This window comes from Paracoccus alkenifer (assembly GCF_900108405.1).
Taxonomy (GTDB): Bacteria; Pseudomonadota; Alphaproteobacteria; order Rhodobacterales; family Rhodobacteraceae; genus Paracoccus; species Paracoccus alkenifer.
This window is the reverse complement of record NZ_FNXG01000003.1, coordinates 308,708-322,611: the sequence shown is the minus strand read 5'-3', so window position 1 is coordinate 322,611 and position 13,904 is coordinate 308,708. Positions and strand designations below refer to the sequence as shown.

Annotated in this window: 13 protein-coding genes and 1 pseudogene; 10 read left to right on the top strand and 4 right to left on the bottom strand. The window is 68.6% G+C overall.

The genetic code is table 11. From position 1 onward, the window contains the following. Window positions 1-73 precede the first annotated feature (73 nt). On the bottom strand, window positions 74-1,720 hold the full coding sequence (locus tag BLW83_RS09885) for an MFS transporter (RefSeq protein WP_090848035.1): 1,647 nt from the start codon (window positions 1,718-1,720) through the stop codon (window positions 74-76). Between the two features lie 146 nt (window positions 1,721-1,866). Here BLW83_RS09885 and BLW83_RS09880 point away from each other — a divergent pair, with 146 nt between their 5' ends. After that, the gene (locus tag BLW83_RS09880; RefSeq protein WP_090848034.1) at window positions 1,867-2,289 is read left to right on the top strand and encodes a hypothetical protein; all 423 of its coding nucleotides are present in this window, start codon (window positions 1,867-1,869) and stop codon (window positions 2,287-2,289) included. Window positions 2,290-2,294: 5 nt separating this feature from the next. On the opposite strand, the gene BLW83_RS09875 is transcribed toward BLW83_RS09880, so the two are convergent. Then, entirely contained in the window at window positions 2,295-2,573 is a 279-nt protein-coding gene (locus BLW83_RS09875; protein WP_090848033.1) for a GlsB/YeaQ/YmgE family stress response membrane protein, read from the bottom strand. A 368-nt stretch (window positions 2,574-2,941) separates the two neighbouring features. On the opposite strand from BLW83_RS09875, the gene BLW83_RS09870 reads away from it, so the two are divergent. After that, window positions 2,942-3,736 carry a L,D-transpeptidase gene (locus BLW83_RS09870; protein WP_090848032.1) on the top strand — a complete coding sequence of 265 codons (795 nt, stop codon included), beginning with the start codon at window positions 2,942-2,944 and terminating at the stop codon, window positions 3,734-3,736. 162 nt (window positions 3,737-3,898) lie between these two features. Next, entirely contained in the window at window positions 3,899-4,882 is a 984-nt protein-coding gene (locus tag BLW83_RS09865; RefSeq protein WP_245728763.1) for a lytic transglycosylase domain-containing protein, read from the top strand. Here BLW83_RS09865 and BLW83_RS09860 read toward each other — a convergent pair. Beyond that, window positions 4,879-5,601 (bottom strand): CDP-alcohol phosphatidyltransferase family protein, encoded by a 723-nt coding sequence (locus BLW83_RS09860; RefSeq protein ID WP_090848031.1) that lies wholly within the window; start codon window positions 5,599-5,601, stop codon window positions 4,879-4,881. The two genes, BLW83_RS09865 and BLW83_RS09860, sit on opposite strands and share 4 nt — an antisense overlap. Window positions 5,602-5,671: 70 nt before the next feature. Further along, a complete protein-coding gene (locus BLW83_RS09855; RefSeq protein ID WP_090848030.1) occupies window positions 5,672-6,160 on the bottom strand; it encodes an Lrp/AsnC family transcriptional regulator in 489 nt (162 codons plus the stop codon). Window positions 6,161-6,279: 119 nt separating this feature from the next. Between BLW83_RS09855 and BLW83_RS09850 the strand changes: the two genes are divergently transcribed. The 7 genes and pseudogenes from BLW83_RS09850 to BLW83_RS09825 all read left to right on the top strand — a co-directional run bounded on the left by BLW83_RS09850 (window position 6,280) and on the right by BLW83_RS09825 (window position 13,895). Then, window positions 6,280-6,624, top strand: coding sequence for a DUF2849 domain-containing protein (locus tag BLW83_RS09850; protein ID WP_090848029.1), 345 nt, complete (start codon window positions 6,280-6,282; stop codon window positions 6,622-6,624). Further along, window positions 6,617-8,290, top strand: a complete 1,674-nt coding sequence (locus BLW83_RS09845) for a nitrite/sulfite reductase (protein ID WP_090848028.1) — start codon at window positions 6,617-6,619, stop codon at window positions 8,288-8,290. Before BLW83_RS09850 ends, BLW83_RS09845 begins: the two co-directional genes overlap by 8 nt. Next, window positions 8,287-8,991: pseudogene (locus BLW83_RS15830) on the top strand (phosphoadenylyl-sulfate reductase); the annotation flags it as partial. The gene BLW83_RS09845 and the pseudogene BLW83_RS15830, both read left to right, overlap by 4 nt. 111 nt (window positions 8,992-9,102) lie before the next feature. Further along, window positions 9,103-9,546: a DUF934 domain-containing protein gene (locus BLW83_RS15825; protein WP_218139117.1), complete on the top strand. Its 444-nt coding sequence runs from the start codon at window positions 9,103-9,105 to the stop codon at window positions 9,544-9,546. 43 nt (window positions 9,547-9,589) lie between these two features. Further along, the gene (locus tag BLW83_RS09835; protein ID WP_177172540.1) at window positions 9,590-10,429 is read left to right on the top strand and encodes a ferredoxin--NADP reductase; all 840 of its coding nucleotides are present in this window, start codon (window positions 9,590-9,592) and stop codon (window positions 10,427-10,429) included. A 242-nt stretch (window positions 10,430-10,671) separates the two neighbouring features. After that, window positions 10,672-13,311 (top strand): type I DNA topoisomerase, encoded by a 2,640-nt coding sequence (gene topA / locus BLW83_RS09830; RefSeq protein ID WP_090848026.1) that lies wholly within the window; start codon window positions 10,672-10,674, stop codon window positions 13,309-13,311. Window positions 13,312-13,445: 134 nt separating this feature from the next. Continuing rightward, the gene (locus BLW83_RS09825) at window positions 13,446-13,895 is read left to right on the top strand and encodes an MliC family protein (protein ID WP_090848025.1); all 450 of its coding nucleotides are present in this window, start codon (window positions 13,446-13,448) and stop codon (window positions 13,893-13,895) included. The last annotated feature ends 9 nt before the right edge of the window (window positions 13,896-13,904 follow it).

The window sequence follows — 13,904 nt, the reverse complement described above, 5'->3', positions numbered from 1 at the left end:
CACGCCCCTTCTTCCTTGTTCAAATATCCCGGGGTGAGGCCCCGCCGGGGCCGAGGGGCAGCGCCCATTTGCGTCACGACCCCGGCACCTCGATCTTGCCCAGCAGCGGCATGTCGTCGGCGGGGCTGATGCTGTGGCGCTCGATCATGCGGTGGACGACCGGCTTGGCCGCACCGCGATGCAGCGCCTGCACCGCCTCGGTCACTTCGGAATCGGCGATGGTGTGGCGCAGGTTGTGGCGGACATATTCGTCCCAGGTGGCGATGTGATAGCTTTCGGTCCAGTGCCGCGGGTTTTCCAGATCGCGCATCAGCGACCAGTTGCGGGCGCCGTCGCGGCGGCGGATGGCGCGGCGCTTGGACATCAGGCGCAGGAACTCGGGCGCGTCCTTCAGGTCGATTTCAAAGTCGATCATCACCACGATCGGCCCCGACCGCCCGCGCAGGTCCAGCGCCAGCGGCGGCTCGCGAAAGCGGTTGGCCGGGTCCAGGTCGAGCGTGCCGAATTCAGGCTGGCTGAACCAGCGCCCGATGATCGCGCCCAGGATCAGCAGCCCTGCCGCGCCGGCAAAGGCCGTGTCCAGCCCGCGCGCGCCCGCGACGCTGCCCCACAGCCAGCTGCCCGCCGCCATGCCGCCAAAGGTCGCGCTTTGATACAGCGCCATGGCCCGCGCCACCACCCAGCGCGGCGTGGACAGCTGCACGCTTACGTTGAACAGCGACAGCGCCAGCACCCAGCCGGCCCCGGCCACCAGCAGCGCCAGCGCCTGCCAGACCATGCTTTCGCTGCGCGACATGACCAGGCAGGCGATGGCAAACCCCATGAACGCCACCCGCACCACGTTTTCGTTGTTCAGCCGCTCGCGGATACGGGCGTTGATGACGGCGCCCAGGATCGCCCCCAGCCCGAAACAACCCAGCAGCAGCCCCAGCAGCAGCGACCCGCCAGAGGGGTGCTGCTTGGCGATCAGCGGCAGCAGCGCCAGGATCGACACGCCGGCAAAGCCGAACAGCATCGCGCGCAGCAGCACCCGCAGCAGGTTGGGCGACAGCGCCACATAGCGCAGCCCGGCGGCCAGGGCCGGTCCCAGCGGCTCGGGCGGGGCCTTCAGGTCGTTGCGGGGTGGCGGCTTCCACCTGGTCAGCGCCCCGATCAGCGGCACATAGCTGGCCGCGTTGACCGCAAAGGCCGCAGCGGCGCCAAAGGCGGCGACGATCAGCCCGCCCGCCGCCGGCCCGACCGAGCGCATCAGGTTGAACCCGACCGAGTTCAGCGTGACCGCCGCCGGCAGGTCCGCCCGCGGCACCAGATCGCCCATGCTCGCCTGCCACGGCGGGTTGTAAAGCGCCTGTCCCACCCCCAGCAGAAAGGTCAGCGCCAGCAGGCTATAGGGGTTCAGCCAGCCCATTGTCGCGACCACCGCCAGAAACAGCGATACCGACGCCATCATCGCCAGCGCGATCAGCAACTGGCGGCGCCGGTCAAAAATGTCGGCCAGCGCCCCCGACAACAGCGCGAACATCATGATCGGCAGGGTGTTTGACGCCTGCACCAGCGCCACCAGCGTGGCGCTGTCGGTCAGCTGGGTCATCAGCCACGCCGCGCCCACGGCCTGCACCATGCCGCCAAAATTGGAAAACAGGGTTGCCGACCACAGGGTCAGGAACGCCTTGTGGCGGAACGGGGACAGGGCAGAGGGGCGGCTGGCTGGGGACGGCATTGCGCGTTCAGGCTAGCGTATCGGACGGCAAGGGCAATCCGCTATCGCAGCCCCGCGCACCCCATCGCCGCCGGCCGGGCGGGCGATTGACGCGGGGGCTTTGGTGATCATGCTGGGACCGGTGGAATGGGCAGAGCGGGTGCGGAATGGGCAGCGATTTCGTGACGGCAGGCATGGCGGCGGGCAGGCGAGATCCGCGCGGGCTGCCTGCCCTGCGCCAGTTGGCGCTGCGGGCGATCATGGACGGGCGCGGGGTGGATTCGGTGATCCTGTCGGCGCCCGCCAGCATCGCCCATTATGGCGCGGGGCCGGGTCCGGTCGGCGGCCTGCTGATCGTCACGGCGTGCAATGCGCATCTGCTGGCAGCCGGCGCGGGCACCGAGGCCGATGCGCTTTGGATGCGGGCAGCCGGGCTGCTGAGGCGCGGCTGCGCGCTGGGGTATGAGGGGCGTGATCTTGACCCTCGTGCGGTGGCGCGGCTCAAGACCCTGCTGACGCCCGCCCGGCTGCTGGATATCGGGCCCCAGATCGCGCGGCAGATCGCCGACAACGCCGCGGCCCGGCCCTGACCGCCTCAGCGGCGGTTGAACAGTTGCAGGATCAGCAGCAGGATCACGGCACCGATGGTGGCAAAGATCACCGATCCCAGAAAGCTGGGTCCGGCGAGGGTGTTGCCGACCGCGGGACCGGCGCCGATGTTCCAGCCCATCGCCGGGAACAGAAAGGCGGCGATCAGCGCGCCGACCACGCCCACGACGATATTCATGACCGTGCCCTGGCCGTGGCCCTTGACGATCTGCCCGGCCAGCCAGCCGGCGATGGCGCCGATGATGATGGCGACGATAAAGCCCATGTCTTTGTCCTTTCATGTGCGGCGGCGCCTTGGCGCGCGCCCGGATGATGTAGGAACAACGACTTCCCCCCTTTTGGTTCCGTGAAGGGCGGCATTTGCCGCGGGCTTTGCGCCGCCGGGGCAGGCGGCCCGGTGCGGGCGTCATTCCGCCTGTAGCTGACGCGTGATCAAAAAATCGCGTGCGCGGCATTTTTGCCACGAACTCAGGCGCTCGCGGGGGCGTTTCTTGACGGCGTGTCGGGTCTCACGGCGTTATGGGTTGATCTGAGAGGTTTGCGCGACGGCGCGCGAATCATCTCTACAGCGTTGCCAACCCGGTGGCCGTCCCGCGGCACTTCTGCCCTGCCACCACTGAAGGAATATCCTAGATGCGTTTCGCCCCTGCTGCCCTTTTGGTCTGCGCTCTGGGCCTTGCGGCCTGCGGCCCCACCCCTCCTCCGACCGAAGGAGGGGCGCCGCCCGCCGCCAGCAATTTCGTGCCCGACATCTATCAGGCCCGCGTCGATACCGGCCCCCGCGGCGAGGCGATCGAGATCCCCGCGATCAAGGCCGCCTATCTGCGCGACCGCAACACCCGCACCCGCGTGCCCTATAACGGCCCCGAATCGGCGGGCACGGTGGTGGTCGATCCCTATGCGCGGTTGCTGTATCTGGTCGAGAACGGGGGCATGGCAACGCGCGTCGGCATCGCGGTCGGCAAGGCCGGCCTGGGCTATTCCGGCACCGCCACCATCCAGCGCAAGGCGCATTGGCCGTCCTGGACCCCCACCGCCAACATGGTCCGCACCGAGCCCGAGCTTTACGCCCAGTTCGCCAAGGGCGTTCCCGGCGGCACCTCGAACCCGCTGGGGTCGCGCGCGCTTTACCTGTATGAGGGCGGCCGGGACACCATGTATCGGATTCACGGCACCATGGACCCGTCCTCGATCGGCAAGGCGACCTCGGCCGGCTGCATCCGCCTGTTCAACCAGGACGTGATGGACCTGTATGACCTGATCCCGAACGGCACCGTGGTCAAGGTCCGCACCGCCGACGAATCGCGCCGGCTGGAGGGGCCGCTGCGCCAGACCCCGGACGGCTATCTTGAGCCGGTGGCCGCCGAGGCGCAGCCGATCGCCTTTGCCGACAGCGGTGACTATCAGGCGATCCCCGCCAGCTGGTGACCCGCGGCGCGGCCTGATCCCCGCCGCCTGATCCCCCCTGATCCATCGCAACGCCCGGCCGCCGCGCCGGGCGTTTGCCGTTCCCGCCGCGCGCCGCCCGCGCAGTTCACTTTTGCCGGCGGGTTTGCTAAGCGGGAGAGGTGGGCGAGAAAGGGTGGACCCGTGCGCTGCTGGCTCGATTTCGTTGCGACTGCGGTCGCGTTGGTCCTCAGCGGTCCCGTGCTGGCCGAACCCGCGCCGCAGGTGATCGCGCTGGCCGATCCGGCCGCCCAGCCCGCGCCCGTCCAGCCCGCGGTTCCCGCCGATTTCATCGGCCCGCGCCAGCCCCGCGCCGAGGGCGCCGACCGTCGCTGCACGCTGGACGAACGCAGCTGCATTTCCGCCGCGACCTATGTCGCCGATGTCTGTTCCACCATCGAGCGCGCGGCGGGCGAAAACGCGCTGGACCCGCATTTCCTGGCCCGGCTGCTGTGGAAGGAAAGCCTGTTCGAGCCGTCCGCGATCTCTCCGGCCGGGGCGTTGGGGATCGCGCAGTTCATGCCCGATACCGCCCGCATCCGCCGGCTGGACGATCCGCTGAACCCGGCCAAGGCGATCCATGCCTCGGCCGATTACCTGCGTTTCCTGATCGACGGTTTCGGCAATATCGGGCTGGCGGCGGTGGCCTATAACGGCGGCGAGCGGCGGGCGCGCAACTTTGTCGGCGGCGGGCAGGTGCTGCCCTATGAGACGCAGGATTACGTCGAGGCGATCACCGGCCACAATGCGTGGAAATGGCGCGATGAACCGCCCGCGCAGATCGACCTGCGGCTGGACAAGGCGGCGGCGTTCGCCGACGCCTGCGTCACGCTGGCGGCGAACCGCTCGCTCAAGGAATTCGCGCCGGCCGACCGGGCGTGGCCCTGGGGCGTGATCCTGGCCTCGCATCCCCGGCAGTCGGGCGCGCAGCAGCAGGTCGACCGGCTGAACCGGCAGCTGCGCCCGATCCTTGGCGGCAAGCGGATCGGCTATGTGCGCAAGACGCTGTCGGGCACCGGGCGGCGGGTCTATACCGCGCAGGTCGGCTATGCCTCGCGCGGCGAGGCGAACGCGTTCTGCAACCAGTTCCGCGCCGTCGGCGGCCGCTGCATCGTGCTGAAGAACTAGCGGGGCCGGGGCGCCTGTCGCACCCGCAGCGCCGGCGGCGGCAGCAGCTGCTGCGCCACGCCGACGCCGATCAGCCACAGCGAGCTGAGCGTAAGCCCCCACAGCGCCCAGCTTTGCGGGTGGAACCCGACCGCGATCGCCCAGGCCGCAAACACCACCCAGGCCGCCGCCATCGGCAGCGACACCGCCCGCCAGCGCGCGGTGCGCACCGGGTGGATGAAGCGCACCGGCAGGAACATCGCCACGGTCAGCACCACCACCACCAGCAGGATCGCCCATTCCGGCGGCTTCAGCGCGAACAGCACCAGCACCACCATGTTCCAGCAGGCCGGAAACCCGGAAAAGCTGTTGTCCACCGTCTTCATCCGCGTATCGACGAAATAGACGACCGAGCCATAGACGATGGCGATGATGGCCAGCCAGCCGCTCCACCCCGTCAGCAGCCCCGACTTGAACAGGGCAAAGGCGGGGATGAACACATAGGTCAGATAGTCGATGATCAGGTCCATCAGCACGCCGTCGTAGGTCGGCCAGTTGACCTTGACCAGATAGCGGCGCGCCAGCGGCCCGTCGACCGCATCCACCACCAGCGCCACGATCAGCCAGCTGAACATGGCCGACCAGTTTTCCTCGACCGCGGCCAGCAGGGCCAGCATCGACAGGACGGCGCCCGTGGCGGTAAGCAGGTGGACCCCAAGGGCCTTGTAGCGCAGATTCATGGGCGGCTGTGTCGCATTCCCAAAGGTTCCGCGCAAGTCGGCCTGCAACCCGGCCGGGGTGGCAGGCGGTTCAGCCCGGCGGGATCGGCAGGGCATGGGTCGCCTTCATTTCCTCCATCGACAGCAGCGCGGTGACGTTCTGGATGCGGACCTCGGCAATCAGCGACTGATAGAAGCGGTCATAGGCGCGCGCGTTGCGCACCACCACCTTGAGGATATAGTCCACGTCGCCCGCCAGCCGGTGCGCCTCGACCACCTCGGGGCGGGCGCGGACGGCGGCCAGAAAGCGCGCGGCCCAGTCGGCGTCGTGTTCGGTGGTGCGGACCAGCACAAAGAAACACGCCTCTAGCCCCAGCGCTTCGGCGTCCAGCAGCGCGACCTGCCCGCGGATCACCCCCTGCTCGCGCATCCGCCGGATCCGGTTCCACACCGGCGTGCGCGAGGCCCCGGCGCGGGTAGCGATTTCCTCCAGCGGCAGGCTGGCGTCCTGTTGCAGCAGGGACAGGATCTTGCGGTCCAGCGCATCCAGCCGGACCGGGTTCTGTTGCGGGTCGCTCATCTGGGCGGATTTTCCTTGTGGTGATCTTGGGGCGGAAGTCCGTCCTTATTTTGGTCGCTATCTGGCATTTTGCAACATGTATTTTCTAGAATGGCAGCGATTCATAACAGGTCAACACCATGTCCAGAAGCCTTGTCCCCTCGCCCTCGACCCCGGTCGTGCTGACGGCCAACCGTCTGCGTGACGGCCTGTCCGTGTGGATGACGCCCTGTGGCTGGGGCACCGACCCGCGCGCCGCGGTGCTGTTTGAGGATGCGCAAGCCGCCGATGCGGCGCTGGCCGCAGCCGAGGCGCAGCCGGGCGTCGTGGTCGGCCCCTATCTGACCCAATCGGGGCGCGACGCCGACGGCCTGCCGGTGCCTGTGCATTTCCGCGAGGCATTCCGCCAGTCCGGCCCCTCGGTCGAGACCAGCGCCCCCCATTTCAGCCAAAGCCATGAAACCCACGAGGCCGCCCATGTTTGACGCCGCCACCGACGGGCGCAGCTATCTGCGCCACCGCGCCGCGCAATTCCGCGCGCAGGTCGCCCGCCGCATCGACGGCAGCCTGACCGAGGACGAGTTCCGCCCCTTGCGGTTGATGAACGGGGTCTATCTGCAACTGCACGCATATATGCTGCGGGTAGCGATCCCCTATGGCACTATCAGCCCGGCGCAGATGCGCGGGCTGGCGCGCATCGCCGAGCGCTGGGACCGCGGCTACGGGCATTTCACCACGCGGCAGAACATCCAGTTCCACTGGGCGGCGCTGGTCGATATTCCCGACATGCTGGACGCGCTGGCCGATGTCGGGCTGCACGCCATCCAGACCAGCGGCAACACCGTGCGCAACGTCACCACCGACGCCTTTGCCGGCGCCGCCGCGGATGAGATCGAGGATCCGCGCCCCTGGGCCGAACTGCTGCGCTATTGGTCCACCGACCACGCCGAGTTCCAGTTCCTGCCCCGCAAGTTCAAGATCGCGATTTCGGGGGGCGAGCGTGACCGCGCCGTGATTCCCGCCCATGACATCGGCCTGCGCCTGCGCCGGCAGGGGCGCGAGGTGGGTTTCGAGGTCTGGATCGGCGGCGGCCTTGGCCGCACCCCCCTGATCGGCAAGGTGGTGCGTGATTTCCTGCCCGCCGCCGATCTGCTGCCCTATATCGAGTCGATCCTGGCCGCCTATAACCTGTCGGGCCGGCGGGACAACAAATACAAGGCCCGGCTCAAGATCACCGTGGCCGAGCGCGGGCTTGAGGTTCTGCGCGAGGAAATCGAGGCCGAGTTTCTTCGCCGCAAGGCCGTGTTCAGCAGCGGCGCCCCCGAGGCGCTGCTGGACGAGCTGCGCGCCCGTTTCGCCGCGCCGCGGTTCCGCGCGCCCGACGATACGGGGTATGAGATCGCCCTTGCCGCGAATCCCTCGTTTCGCGCCTGGTCCGACACCAACCTGTCGCCCCACCGCCAGCCGGGCCATGCCAGCGTGACCGTCACGCTGAAAGCCCCCGACATGACGCCGGGCGACTGCACCGCCGCGCAGATGCGGCTGCTGGCCGATCTGGCCGAACGCCACGCGTATTCCGACCTGCGCATCGCGCATGACCAGAACATCGTGCTGCCCCATGTCCACCGCAGCGAGCTGCCCGCGCTGTATGCGGCGCTGCGCGATGCGGGGCTGGCCACGGCGAACAAGGGCCGGATCACCGACATCATTTCCTGCCCCGGGATGGATTTCTGCACCCTCGCCACCGCCCGCTCGATCCCCATCGCGCGCGAGTTGGCCGATTACGTCCGCGCCCGCGATCTTGAGGACGACATCGGCCCCTTTGACCTGCGGATCTCGGGGTGCATCAACGCCTGCGGCCATCACCATCTGGGCCATGTCGGCATTCTCGGGCTGGATCGGGCGGGGGTGGAAAACTACCAGATCACACTGGGCGGCGACGGGTATGAAATCCCCTCGATTGGCGAGCGTGCCGGCGCCGGTTTCCCCTATGATCAGGTGGTGCCCGCGATCGGGCGGCTGATCGACGCCTATCTGGGCTTGCGCGACGCGCCCGAGGAACGCTTTATCGACGCGCTGCGCCGGCTGGGCGCGGCCCCGTTCCGCGCCGCGCTTTACCCCGAGGCCGCCGACGGGAAGGCCGCGAAATGATCGCCCCGGATCTTGAAACCCGCGCCGCCAGGCTGAACGCCCGCTATCGCAACCACGCCGCGGTGCAGGTGCTGCGCCATGCGCTGGCCGACCCGGAACTGGGGCGGGTGGCGCTGGTGTCCTCGTTCGGGGCGGAATCGGTGGTGCTGCTGCACATGCTGTCGGTGGCCGCGCCGGACACGCCGGTGCTGTTCGTCGACACGCGGATGCTGTTCCCCGAGACGCTGGAGTATCAGCGACAGATCGCCGCAGCCCTGCCGCTGACCGACATCCGCGTGATCCGCGCCGATGACGCCGCGCTGGCCGAGGCGGACCCCGACGGCCGGCTGCACCAGCGCGACACCGACGCCTGCTGCGACCTGCGCAAGGTGGTGCCGCTGGAACGGGCGCTGTCCGGCTTTGATGCCTGGATCACCGGCCGCAAGCGCTTTCAGGGCGGCGAGCGGAGCGGGCTGGACTTCTTTGAACCCGAGCCGCCGCTGCGGCTGCGCGTGAACCCGCTGGCGCATTGGCGCCCGCAGGATGTGGCTGAATACATGGAGGAAAACGCGCTGCCCCGGCATCCGCTGGTGGCGCGCGGCTACCCCTCGATCGGTTGCGCGCCCTGCACCTCGGCGGTGAAGGCCGGCGAGGATCCGCGTGCAGGCCGTTGGCGGGGCGCGGAAAAGACCGAATGCGGCATCCATTTCATCGGCGGCAAGCCCCGCCCCGTGGCGCCGCTGCCCGCCGAGCCTGTTTCCGCCCCCCGCCCATCGGCCGCGCCGCTGCCCCTGCGGGGCGCCGGTCCCGGCCCGCTTAGCAAGGACGACGAGATGACCACCGCCGCACCTACGGCCCCCGCGCGCCAGCCCGCCGCCGCCGCCGCTGGCCCCGCTGCCGCACCCGCGGATGCCCCCGTGCTGGTCCGCGACGACGGGTTCCACCCGGTCGATACCGCCCCCGACGTGGCCCTGCCGCCCGACAGCGACCCGGCGGCGCTCGCGCCCTGTCTGGGTGCAAGCCTGGTCGCAGTCGAGTTTCCGGCGATGACCGACGGGCGCGGGTTTACCCTGGCGCGGCTGCTGCGCGAACAGGGGTTCTCGGGCCGTATCCGCGCCACCGGCGCGCTGATCGCCGACCAATATGCCATGGCCCGCCGCGTCGGCATCGACGAGGTGCAGATCCCGGCCGAACTGGCCCGCCGCCAGCCGCAAGAGCAGTGGCTGGCCCGCGCCGACTGGCAGGACTGGGACCACAGGTCGCGGCTGGCGGGCTAGTCCCGGCCGCTGTTTTCACCTATCTGATTGCGGAACCCTGACGATGACGCTGGATATTCCCTTGGCCGACGCCCCGAAATCGACTGCCAACATCATGCCCGATGCGCAGACCGTGACCTCGGTCCAGCACTGGACCGACACGCTGTTTTCCTTTCGCGTGACGCGGCCGCCCAGCCTGCGCTTCCGTTCGGGCGAGTTCGTGATGATCGGGCTGCCGGACGAACGCGGCAAGCCGATCCTGCGCGCCTATTCCATCGCCTCGCCCAACTGGGACGACGAGCTGGAATTCTATTCGATCAAGGTGCCGGACGGGCCGCTGACCTCGCGGCTGCAACACATCAAGCCGGGCGACCAGATCATCCTGCGCCCGAAACCGGTGGGCACGCTGGTGCTGGACGCGCTGCTGCCCGGCAAGCGGCTGTGGTTCCTGGCCACCGGCACCGGCATCGCGCCCTTTGCCTCGCTGCTGCGCGACCCCGAGACGTATGAGCGGTATGAGCAGGTGATCCTGATGCACACCTGCCGCAAGGTCGCGGAACTGGAATACGGCCGCGAACTGGTCGAGGGTCTCAAGGACGACCCGCTGCTGACCGAGATCTACGGCGACAGCTTTGCCGACCGCCTGCTTTATTACCCCACCGCCACGCGCGAGGAATACCCCCGCCGCGGCCGGATCACCGACAACCTCGCCTCGGGCAAGGTGTTCGCGGACCTTGGGCTGCCCGCCATGAACCCGGCGGACGACCGCGCAATGGTCTGCGGCAGCATGGCGCTGAACCTTGATGTGACCAAGGTGCTTGAGGGGTTCGACCTGCGCGAGGGCGCCAATTCCGACCCGCGCGAATTCGTGGTCGAAAAGGCTTTCGTCGGCGAAGGCGTCTGATCCTCTGACCGCAGCGGGGGCCGGCCCCATCGTCGTATGCGACGATCCCCCGGATATTTATGGCAAGATGAAAGCAGGCCGCGGCGGCGGCAACTTCTTCCTTGCGCAAATATCCTCGGGGGTCCGGGGGCGGAAAGCCCCCGTTGCGGCCTCGATCCCCGGGCGCCGCGGCTGGCTGGCACGTTGACAGCCCGGCCCAGCCTGCCCATGTTCGCGGCCCGAATCGTCCGAAAGGTCCACCCATGCCAGTCGTCGTCGTCGAATCCCCCGCCAAGGCCAAGACGATCAACAAATATCTTGGCGACGACTATACGGTCCTGGCCTCTTTCGGCCATGTCCGCGACCTGCCGCCCAAGGACGGCTCGGTCGATACGGACGCCGATTTCGCGATGAAATGGGAAATCGCGGCGGATTCGAAAAAACACGTCAAGGCGATCAAGGACGCGCTGGCGGCCGACCCGAACCTGATCCTCGCCACCGACCCCGACCGCGAGGGCGAGGCGATTTCCTGGCATCTGCGCGAGGCGCTGGCCCCCGCCCTGAAAAAGGGCGCGCAGGTCAGCCGCGTCACCTTCAACGCGATCACCAAGGCCGCGGTGACCGAGGCGATGGCCAACCCGCGCGAGATCGACCAGCCGCTGGTCGACGCCTATCTGGCGCGCCGGGCGCTGGATTATCTGGTCGGCTTCAACCTGTCGCCGGTGCTGTGGCGCAAGCTGCCCGGCGCGAAATCCGCCGGCCGCGTCCAGTCGGTCGCTCTGCGCGTCATCGTCGACCGCGAGATGGAGATCGAGGCGTTCCGCGCCCGCGAATACTGGTCCGTCCATGCCGTGCTGGCGACGCCGCGCGGGCAGGAATATCGCGCGCAGCTGGTGTCCTATGCCGGGAAAAAGCTGGAACGCTACGATCTGGCGAACGAAGAGGCCGCGCATCTGGCCGTCTCGGCGGTGGAAAGTCGCGATCTGGCGGTGACCTCGGTCGCCTCGAAACCCGCCAGCCGCAACCCGTGGCCGCCGTTTATGACCTCGACCCTGCAACAAGAGGCCAGCCGCAAGCTGGGACTGGGCGCGCGGGCCTGCATGTCGGCGGCGCAGCGGCTGTATGAGGCGGGCTATATCACCTATATGCGGACCGACGGCATCGACATGGCCCCCGAGGCGGTGATGGCCGCGCGCGACGCGATCAAGGCGCGGTTCGGCGCCGATTACGTCCCCAAATCGCCGCGGATGTACAAGAACAAGGCCAAGAACGCGCAAGAAGCGCATGAATGTATCCGCCCCACCGACATGATGCTGTCGCCCGACCGGCTGAATATCGAACCCGAACAGCGCAAGCTTTACGATCTGATCTGGAAGCGCACCCTTGCCAGCCAGATGGAGGCCGCGCGGATGGAGCGCACCACCGTCGAGATCGGCAGCGCCGACGCTCAGGTCGGCCTGCGCGCCACCGGGCAGGTGATGCTGTTCGACGGCTTCCTGCGGGTTTACGATCAGGGCACCGACGACGACGAGGGCGAAGACAGCGCCCGCCTGCCCGCGATCGAGCAGGGCGAGGTGGCCTCCAAGCGCGGCGTGACGCCGGAACAGCATTTCACCCAGCCGCCCCCGCGCTATACCGAGGCCACGCTGGTCAAGCGCATGGAAGAGCTGGGGATCGGCCGCCCCTCGACCTATGCCAGCATTGTGACCACGATTCAGGACCGCGAATATGTCCGCAAGGACAAGAACCGCCTGTTCCCCGAGGACAAGGGCCGGCTGGTCACCGCGTTTCTGGTGAAATATTTCCCGCGCTACGTCAGCTATGATTTCACCGCCGATCTTGAGGGCGAGTTGGACGACATCTCTTCCGGCTCGCGCGAATATCGCGAGGTGCTGCGGCGGTTCTGGCGCGATTTCGCCGCCGCGCTGGCCGACACCAGCGAGCTGCGGATTTCCGAGGTACTGACCGCGATTGATGACGCGCTGGCCCCGCATCTTTACCCCGCACGCGCCGATGGCGGCGATCCGCGGCTGTGCCCGCTGTGCGGGGCAGGGCGGCTGAACCTCAAGACCGCGCGTTCGGGCGGGGCCTTCATCGGCTGCAATAACTATCCCGAATGTCGCTATACCCGCCCGCTGTCCGGCCCCGAGGGCGAGGCGATGGGCGATACCGTGCTGGGGCAGGACGCGCAGGGGCTGGAAATCAGCCTGCGCAACGGCCGTTTCGGCCCCTATGTCCAGCGCGGCGAGGCCACGGCTGACGCGCCGAAACCGCCTCGGGCCTCGATCCCCAAGGGGTGGGAACCCGCCGCGGTGGATCTGGAAAAGGCGCTGATGCTGCTGGATCTGCCCCGCGAGATCGGCCCCCACCCCGAGGACGGCGAGCCGGTCCAGGCGGGCATCGGGCGCTATGGCCCCTATGTCAAGCACGGGCCGAAATACGCCAATCTGCCCGAGGTGGACGAGGTGTTCACCATCGGCATGAACCGCGCGGTCGAGGTGCTGGCCTCGAAACCCCAGCGCGGGCGGGCGGCAGCCGCCGCGCCGCTGGCCGAACTGGGCGAACACCCCGAGGGCGGCGCCGTGCAGGTGCTGAACGGGCGGTTCGGCCCCTATGTCAAATGGGGCAAGGTGAACGCGACCCTGCCGCGCGATCTGGCCCCCGAGGCCGTGACGATGGAACGCGCGCTGGAACTGATCGCCGCCAAACAGGCCAAGGGCGGCAAGACCACCCGCAAGGCCCCGGCAAAGACCGCTGCGGCCAAAAAGGCGCCAGCGAAAAAGGCACCGGCGAAAAAACCGGCCGCCAAGAAAACCGCCGCGAAAAAGCCCGCCGCGAAAAAGGCGGCGGCCAAGAAACCCGCCTCGGAAACGGCAGCCAAGGACGCGCCGGCCGAGGGCTGATCCCGAGCCGGCCGGGATCGGGCTGAAACTCTTGCCCCGCTCGCGCAGTTGTGGCTGGCGGTGACGCGCCCGCGGCTTGCCTGCGGCGCGCGCCCGCCATAGCCCGAAAGCCAGGCACCATCAGGGGATCCGCCATGCGTCTTGTCACCGTCCTTTCCGCCACGCTGCTGCTTGCCGCCCCCGTGCTGGCGCAAACCCCGGCACAAGCGCCCGCGCCCCCTGACGCGGCGCCCGTCCAGTCCGCGGTCCCCGCCGCGAAACCGGCGGTCCCCCCGATGTCCGAGCCGGCGCCCAGGCCCGAAACCATGGATCAGGACAGCGTGGACGACATCAGCTATGCCTGCGACGGCGATGCCTCGTTGCAGGTGGTGTTCATCAACACCGCCTCGGGCAATTCCTATGCCATTGTGCAGGGTGATGACCGGATGATCCCGATGCAGGTCGCGGTGTCGGCCTCGGGGGCGCGCTACCTGTCGGCGGACGGCGGGTTCCAGCTGTGGACCAAGGGCGATTCCGCCGATCTGGTGGCGCTGGACGGCGACGCCGAAACCCCGCTGCGCAGCGGCTGTAACGTGGCAGGCTGACCCCCGCTT

Excerpts from the sequence above, each read along its gene's own strand:
- BLW83_RS15825 (WP_218139117.1), top strand. The coding sequence starts at position 9,103 with ATGACCACCGCCGCACCTACGGCCCCCGCGCGCCAGCCCGCCGCCGCC.
- BLW83_RS09875 (WP_090848033.1), bottom strand. The coding sequence starts at position 2,573 with ATGGGCTTTATCGTCGCCATCATCATCGGCGCCATCGCCGGCTGGCTG.
- BLW83_RS09845 (WP_090848028.1), top strand. The coding sequence starts at position 6,617 with ATGTTTGACGCCGCCACCGACGGGCGCAGCTATCTGCGCCACCGCGCC.
- BLW83_RS09855 (WP_090848030.1), bottom strand. The coding sequence starts at position 6,160 with ATGAGCGACCCGCAACAGAACCCGGTCCGGCTGGATGCGCTGGACCGC.
- BLW83_RS09885 (WP_090848035.1), bottom strand. The coding sequence starts at position 1,720 with ATGCCGTCCCCAGCCAGCCGCCCCTCTGCCCTGTCCCCGTTCCGCCAC.
- BLW83_RS09825 (WP_090848025.1), top strand. The coding sequence starts at position 13,446 with ATGCGTCTTGTCACCGTCCTTTCCGCCACGCTGCTGCTTGCCGCCCCC.
- BLW83_RS09850 (WP_090848029.1), top strand. The coding sequence starts at position 6,280 with ATGTCCAGAAGCCTTGTCCCCTCGCCCTCGACCCCGGTCGTGCTGACG.
- BLW83_RS09870 (WP_090848032.1), top strand. The coding sequence starts at position 2,942 with ATGCGTTTCGCCCCTGCTGCCCTTTTGGTCTGCGCTCTGGGCCTTGCG.
- BLW83_RS09860 (WP_090848031.1), bottom strand. The coding sequence starts at position 5,601 with ATGAATCTGCGCTACAAGGCCCTTGGGGTCCACCTGCTTACCGCCACG.
- BLW83_RS09835 (WP_177172540.1), top strand. The coding sequence starts at position 9,590 with ATGACGCTGGATATTCCCTTGGCCGACGCCCCGAAATCGACTGCCAAC.
- BLW83_RS09880 (WP_090848034.1), top strand. The coding sequence starts at position 1,867 with ATGGGCAGCGATTTCGTGACGGCAGGCATGGCGGCGGGCAGGCGAGAT.
- topA (WP_090848026.1), top strand. The coding sequence starts at position 10,672 with ATGCCAGTCGTCGTCGTCGAATCCCCCGCCAAGGCCAAGACGATCAAC.